The organism is Levilactobacillus paucivorans, assembly GCF_001437125.1.
Classification (GTDB): domain Bacteria; phylum Bacillota; class Bacilli; order Lactobacillales; family Lactobacillaceae; genus Levilactobacillus; species Levilactobacillus paucivorans.
In genome coordinates, this window is sequence record NZ_JQCA01000058.1 from 1 (window position 1) to 6,894 (window position 6,894).

Annotated in this window: 9 protein-coding genes and 1 pseudogene; 3 read left to right on the forward strand and 7 right to left on the reverse strand. The window is 37.2% G+C overall.

Annotation, left to right across the window (positions count from 1 at the left end):
* Positions 1-391: 391 nt before the first annotated feature.
* Both IV54_RS05975 and IV54_RS05980 read left to right on the forward strand, forming a co-directional pair.
* Positions 392-1,192, forward strand: coding sequence for a ParA family protein (locus IV54_RS05975; RefSeq protein WP_016511697.1), 801 nt, complete (start codon positions 392-394; stop codon positions 1,190-1,192).
* A gap of 1 nt (position 1,193) precedes the next feature.
* Positions 1,194-1,541, forward strand: a complete 348-nt coding sequence (locus IV54_RS05980; RefSeq protein WP_016511698.1) for a DUF5388 domain-containing protein — start codon at positions 1,194-1,196, stop codon at positions 1,539-1,541.
* A 131-nt stretch (positions 1,542-1,672) separates the two neighbouring features.
* On the opposite strand, the gene IV54_RS05985 is transcribed toward IV54_RS05980, so the two are convergent.
* The 7 genes from IV54_RS05985 to rpmF form a co-directional block, all read right to left on the reverse strand.
* Positions 1,673-2,617: an IS3 family transposase gene (locus IV54_RS05985; RefSeq protein ID WP_083488533.1), complete on the reverse strand. Its 945-nt coding sequence runs from the start codon at positions 2,615-2,617 to the stop codon at positions 1,673-1,675.
* Between the two features lie 489 nt (positions 2,618-3,106).
* Complete coding sequence (locus IV54_RS05990) at positions 3,107-4,018, reverse strand: metal ABC transporter solute-binding protein (RefSeq protein WP_057878486.1); 912 nt, start codon at positions 4,016-4,018, stop codon at positions 3,107-3,109.
* A 272-nt stretch (positions 4,019-4,290) separates the two neighbouring features.
* The gene (locus IV54_RS05995; RefSeq protein WP_057878487.1) at positions 4,291-5,142 is read right to left on the reverse strand and encodes an N-acetylmuramoyl-L-alanine amidase; all 852 of its coding nucleotides are present in this window, start codon (positions 5,140-5,142) and stop codon (positions 4,291-4,293) included.
* Positions 5,143-5,204: 62 nt separating this feature from the next.
* Positions 5,205-5,321, reverse strand: coding sequence for a putative metal homeostasis protein (locus tag IV54_RS11865; RefSeq protein ID WP_162259319.1), 117 nt, complete (start codon positions 5,319-5,321; stop codon positions 5,205-5,207).
* Between the two features lie 24 nt (positions 5,322-5,345).
* Positions 5,346-5,615: a 30S ribosomal protein S14 gene (gene rpsN, locus IV54_RS06000; RefSeq protein WP_057878488.1), complete on the reverse strand. Its 270-nt coding sequence runs from the start codon at positions 5,613-5,615 to the stop codon at positions 5,346-5,348.
* Between the two features lie 19 nt (positions 5,616-5,634).
* Positions 5,635-5,784, reverse strand: coding sequence for a 50S ribosomal protein L33 (gene rpmG, locus IV54_RS06005; RefSeq protein WP_057878489.1), 150 nt, complete (start codon positions 5,782-5,784; stop codon positions 5,635-5,637).
* A gap of 140 nt (positions 5,785-5,924) precedes the next feature.
* A complete protein-coding gene (gene rpmF, locus IV54_RS11510; protein WP_373880230.1) occupies positions 5,925-6,182 on the reverse strand; it encodes a 50S ribosomal protein L32 in 258 nt (85 codons plus the stop codon).
* Between the two features lie 182 nt (positions 6,183-6,364).
* Between rpmF and IV54_RS11515 the strand changes: the two are divergent.
* Positions 6,365-6,839 (forward strand): annotated as a pseudogene (locus IV54_RS11515) (IS30 family transposase); the annotation flags it as partial.
* Between the last annotated feature and the right edge of the window lie 55 nt (positions 6,840-6,894).

A 6,894-nucleotide genomic window follows, 5' to 3' on the forward strand; every position in this document is an offset into this window, starting at 1 on the left:
ACCCCAGCTTGTCCCCTAGGGCTTTAAAAATCGCACCGGCCATGATATAATAGTCAGTAACTTAGATGACTTTTATGTGGCGCTCACCGATTACAGTCGGTGGGTGTTTTTTTATGTTCTATTTTGACTACGGTTATCATTATATCAGTTATCAAATCTTTAGTCAATTTTTCTTGTGTACAGTACACCGTACACAGTACACTGTATCTTGTACACTGTACACCGTGTATTGGGTACTGTGTACTGTACACTTAAATAATTTCATAAAAAAGCCGTCATTCCGCATTCAATGGTTAAGGATTTTTTCCTGTACATTGTGTACTGAGTACGGTACACTGTACACATAACACAGTACACCGTGTACCGTGTACGAATGGAGGAATTTTAAAAAATGATAATTAGTTGCGCCAATGAAAAGGGTGGTACTGGTAAAACATCTACTACAGCCTTAATCAGTTGGGAATTATCAAATATGGGATATAAAGTGCTTATGGTAGATTGTGACCCTCAAGCAAACCTAACTGATTTAATGATAAAAACAAAAAGTCACGAAAATTCCAACATCACAATTGATCCATCTCTTTTCGCATTACTAATTAACGGAAAAGACTTAAATGACGGCATCATTAACATTAAGAACGGTCTTGACTTAATACCAGCTGCTGCTGATATGAACTTATTCAGTCGGTGGGTTGATAAACAAGACATTGATGAAAAAGCTAAAGTCAGCTATCTTAAAAACTCTTTGTCAAATATATCTAGCAAATTCGACTTTGTGTTTCTTGATGTAAGCCCTACAATGAGTTTAACAAACGATAACGTTTTTATGTGCTGCGACTGGATCATTGTTATGCTACAAACTCAGCAAAGAGCATTGCTGGGAGCAAAAAGTTTCTTAAGCTATTTACAAACGAATTTAATTGACGAATTTGGAGCAAAAGTAGATGTAGCAGGTATTCTTCCAGTTCTTACAAAAGGGCAATCAATTATTGACAATGCCGTTCTTAAACAGGCCGTAGAAGAATTTGGGGAAGACAACATATTTGAAAATGTCATTACTGCTATGGAAAGAGTAAAGAGATACGACCTTACTGGAATCACTGAAAGCAGTCGTTCTGTTTGGGATAAAGCTACTCACAGCACATATACGGCTGTTGCTACTGAATTAATATCTAGATTGGAGGCAGAATAATATGGGGGGACTTTTGAAACACGGTAATGATGATCAGGTAAAAAGTCCTGATAAGAAGGTAAACGTAAATGTATCATCAATTTCTAGAAAGCAAGCAGGTTTTGGCGAAGATAGTGTGGAAAAAATTCCTACCTTCGATGTAAACATGCGAGTTGATAATCATACCAGAAACGCCGTTTTGGCTTTGTCTAAAGCAACAGCTGATAAGCGTTCAGCTAGTGAAATGGTTGCTTTGATGATTGAAAGTTATCTTGAATCACTCACTCCCCAAACACGTGATACTTACGATGAATTGGTATCGATGATGGAAACAAAGGATAAGCTTGACTATAAACTAAAAAGTAAATAATCACGCGCTCTCAGACAACACGTTCACCTTTTAGACGTATACTTGTCCGTTTAAATGAAGCAGAATGCACACAAAAAAGCCACCCACCTCGTGATGAGATTAAAGTGAACCCTTAAAATTGGACAACTTTATTAAGCTGCTTTCTGGACGGTAAGTTCCCGGTATTTTATCGGGGACTTGCCGTCCAGTTTTGTTTTGATGCGCCGATGATTGTAGAAGTCTATCCATTCGTTCATAGCTTCGATAAGCGCTGTTTTGGTCTCAAAATGTTCATCCATAACCTCGACTTTCATAATGTGAAAAAACGACTCCATGGCGGCGTTGTCGAGACAAGTGGCTTTACGCGACATACTCTGAAATACATGGTGCTCTTTAAGCGTGTTTTGCCAGTGGCGATGCTGATACTGAAACCCTTGGTCAGTATGGACAGTCGTCCGATAATCTAACACCGATATTCGATTTAGGGCTTCTTTCAAAGGCTTTAAAGCGAATTCAACGGTCGGGTGGTCACTGATATTGAAAGCCAGAACCTCTCCATTGAAGAGGTCGAGGACTGGTTCTAAATAAACCCGTTCATTTTGGCTTTGGTTCCCATATCGAAATTCACTGACGTCGGTGACTAACTTCTGGTAAGGCCGATCTGTTTTGAATCGTCGCTTAAGTCGATTTGGGGCGATGACGCCAACAGTTCCCTTGTAAGAATTATACTTTCGTTTCTGCCGATTAAAGGCGCCACATAGCCAGTCTTGTTCCCGCATAATCCGTAAGACCCGCTTATGATTGATTTTAAAGCCATAAGCGTCATGTAAAGCACCGGTTATTCGTCGGTACCCGTATTTCCGAGTATATTTTGGATCTTGTTGACGAATCTCATCAATTGCCTGAATAATTTGTGAATCATCTAAGTTACGACCACGATGCTCCTTAGCATAATAATACGTGCTGCGAGGAATACGAACAGCCTTAAGAACTAGTTTGATGGAAACTTGAAAATTCTGCCTTAACTCGTCTACTAGTTCGATGAGTTCGTGTGTTTTGACTTCTTTCGTGCTAAGGCATCGAGTTTTTTTAAGAATTGGTAGATTGTAAAATTGATCCGAACGCTGTTCGGATCAATTTTACAATCTACCGTCTTTCAATATCTTTAGACTATTTGTCAGCAAACATTGATAGTGAGTTCACATGGAACCTCGTTCACAAGTAACAAAAAATTCACATCAGCGTCTGTTTACCAAATATCGTTAATTGAGTTAGTTATTATAATAACAACACAAAAAGCTGCAATGTGTCAATCTAAGACAATTATTTATATATGTCAACATCTCAAAAAGCTCTGAATTAACGAAATACTGTTGGCCCAGATATTACCTTTTTATGGACCTATTTTTTACATAGCATACTGTTTTTGGATAACTAGAATAATTTCTTCAATGTATATCACAAACAACCTATTGCGCATAGAAGATGACTAACCCACATAGTGAACTTCGAAGGTCAACTTTTACAACAATAGTAAGCTAGGATCAGTGCAATGGCACCGATCCTAGCTTAAATTAAACATTAGACTAATTGTTTCCGGATTGTAATATACTGTAAAGCTGTTTATACTGACCTAGCATCCATGACTTATAATTTTCACCTTTTGGTAACGTTTCAGTTACTGGCAACACGGGGATTTTATTCTTTTTGGCAAGGTTCACAAAATTATTAACCGTTTTAGAATCTACTTGTTTATTGAAGACGAACAGAGAAATTTTGTGGTTTTCAATACCAGCTTGCATTTGCTTTATAGTTTTGGGAGCATAATCAACGTCATTTTCGGTATCTTCTTCAAAACTGTGATTTGCTACTTTAAATCCCATTGCTTCCAGTGCATAATCAAAAACAGGTTCACTAACATATACTGCCTTATTATTCTGATTACGAGCCATTTTTTTCAGTTTGTCAATTTCCTGATTGACTGGTTTGAGTGAAAGAATATATTTTTGAGCATTTTTCTTAAAGTATTTCTTGTTATTAGGTTGAAGTTTGGTATATTTTTTCACCAACTGATTTACCAGAGTAGGCATGGTAGTCGGCCGATACCAAAGGTGAGGATTATCGCCATCCTTTTTTCCTAGTAAATCGTCACCAACTTTGATATAAATTTGCTCCTTAGTGTTCTTGGCAAGCTTATCCATCCATCCATCATACCCAATTCCATTAGCCACAACGATATTTGCTTTAGACACCTCTTTACCAACGTTAGCAGTTGGTTCGTAATCATGAGGGTCAACATTGGGATTATTGATGACGGAAGTGACAGTTCCTTTATTTCCTAAGACAGCCTTTGCAGCTGCTCCATAAAAATCAGTAGTGGCCACTACGTTAATTTTGTTACTCTGTTGAGTTGTCTTATTAGTTGAACAACCAGCAACTCCAACGGCCAAGATTAGAAATGCTAACGGTAATATCACCTTTTTTAAATGTCTAAACAATTAAAGCTACTCCCCTTCTAAAATAAAATTGCGTTTAAGCAATTATCTGTCATTTTACATTTTTTGTGCATTTGCAACGGCTGACACTATATGCAAGCGTAAAAAATTAGTCAACTCAAAAAGGCTCTCCTAAAATTCAATAGATTCTTGCTAAGATTAGCAATAGTAAGACTAGTGGCTAACCTATCTTTTATACATACCAAATATGTTCTGTATAGGGCGGTAAATATGAAAAAGTTGTCAGTTGAATTTTATCAATTATATTGATTTGACTATCTCATATATCGTGTAATCCCTTTTACTACGTCACGAGCAACTAGTCTCCGATAGGCTTTAGTTTCTATATACGAAAAATCATGAGTGCTATCCATAAACCCCATTTCAATAAGTACTGATGGTCGTTGATTATCGCGTAATACTTCAAAATTCCCAAAGGATATTCCACGATCAACTAACGGTAGATTAGTAAAATCAGTGTTAAGTCGTCGAGAAAAGTTATGAGCATTACGATGATATTGAAAGATTTCAAACCCTTGGGCAGCATTCTTCTTTCCAGCAGAATTAAAGTGGAAACTAATAAATAAGGTTGATTTATCATCATTAGCTATTTTTACCCGCCTGGATAGCGAGACGGACTGGTCTGACTTACGAGTCAATACCACTCGAGAATATTTCGACCGCAATATTTTAGCTACTGCCAAGGCAGTTGGTAAAGTATATGTTTTCTCCATCGCCCCATTGATACCAATAGTTCCAGAATCAACGCCTCCGTGCCCTGGATCAAGGACAATTGTTGTTTCTGCTAAAGAATTTGTAGCTCGATATTTAGTTTGATGGATCAACCAGCTCGCAATCCAGCCTTGTCGATGCCTAACCTTGACACGCCACCATTTAGTATAGGGGTCTTTTTCCTCAACTTTCACTCTGGTCCCATACGCTAATTTTTCAACAATGTGCCCATTGGGAGTAGGCTCATCACGTAAATTAATTTTTTGTGCCGTTATTTTAGGTTCACAAAAATACTGCGCAGCCAGATCACAAACGATAAGTATAGTACCAATCGTAATGATGGTGCGTAATATAACTAGCGGTTGCTTCCAAAGAGGAATTCTATTGTTAACCATTCCCTCAAGTCCTTAATTAGCTTAACTCGACCCAATCGTATTGACCCACATTTTCAAATTGCCTATGACTTATTGCGCATTTTTTTCGCTTCTTTAATAATTTTTAATGCGCGTTTTCTAGTCTTACGATTAGTACTTTTCAAATACCTATACGCACTTGATAAATTTTCTTTTTCCACAATATCTCCTCCATAGATGTCTTCTTACCAACTAGCCTTATGTAGTCCGGGAATTTGGCCTAACAAGGCATACTTGCGAAAGTTCAATCGAGACATACCAAACTTACGCATATACCCTCGTGGACGACCATCCAAACTATCACGATTTCGCAATCGAATTGGGTTAGAATCCTTGGGAAATTTAGAAAGTACTAAGTAATTGCCCTGTGCCTTTGCTTGCTTCCGCTCAAAAGCATACTTGGCAATTAGCTCCTTCTGACGTTCATATCTAGCTATTTTTGATTTTTTTGCCATTCTGATCTCCTTTTATACTCTAATTAACCTCAGTGAACCAAATCCTGCATTTTAGCTTTGGAGAATACTTTTTCAATTTTATCTTCTGAGGTATGTTCTTAGGATTCTTACTTGTCAAATATAGTCTTTCCTTCGTGGTTGTATTGGCCAAGATAATTTGTTTTCGCATTTTTTCACCCCTTTTATTGAATTTACAAAAAATAAGCACTTAATAGACCATGTATATCAATTTCATCAGCTGATGAAATTACAAAACTTACTTGTTTATGATCTAAAAATCCCGTACTAAAATTCCTGTTGCTACAAATGTTATTTGGCCAACTTATGGATCATCTGTCTTCCGTGGCAATAACCTTTCAATGAGACATGATGTGAAAGTACATAATCTTGGAGTTGATTATCCCAATGAATTGCCGGTAATGTTAACTTCTGTGTTGCTCTTCGCTTCAGCTTTCGGGATTTTGATTGACGGTGTGCAGGTGTAGCCAAAAGATCACTTCCTTTTTCTAAAGAGTAACAATTACTATTTAGAATATACCAAAAAAAAATATTGTCAATGTAATTCACAAATTTTAACTCAACTTGACTATTACATTTTTTATTAAGTAATCACCATTATCACAGGCTTTTTTGCTTAAGAGGTAGATTGTAAAATTAATCCGAACGCTGTTCGGACAAAAAGATCAGCCTTCTCTAAAATGGTGTTTACCACAAACCCATCTTTTAGGAGCTGATCTTTTGTCTAGGGTCTGTCCAATATCCAAATGGGTGGTCGGCTGAACCGATCACCGTCCACAATTTCTTATGAAGTATCTCGATGTAAACCTTATCAGGCTGAATTAGCACAAACAGATGCCGAATATAAGCGGTCACAATGTGGTCGAAAAACTAAACTTAGTGCCGAAGTAAAGCAAATAATTCTAAACCATTTACGTTTAAGCTAGTCACCAGAAATGATTGCTCACGAATTCAAACTAGCTACTCAATCTATTTATAATTGGTTAAATCAGGGGAAACTTGATTTGATCTACCTGAACCAACATTCTAAATATAATCAACCATTAGGCTAGATCAATTGAGCAGCGGCCCATAGTCGTTAATCAACGTAACCGCATCGGTGATTTTGAACTAAATACAGTCGTTGGCCTTCAGGGGCATAGTAAGGCAGTTTTATTAACTTTAATCGATCACAAATCACGGTTCCTTTGGGCATACCGGTTAAAATGAGAGCGTAAAATATCTTGTGTAAATGCATAAAAGATTTCTGAATTGTATAGAA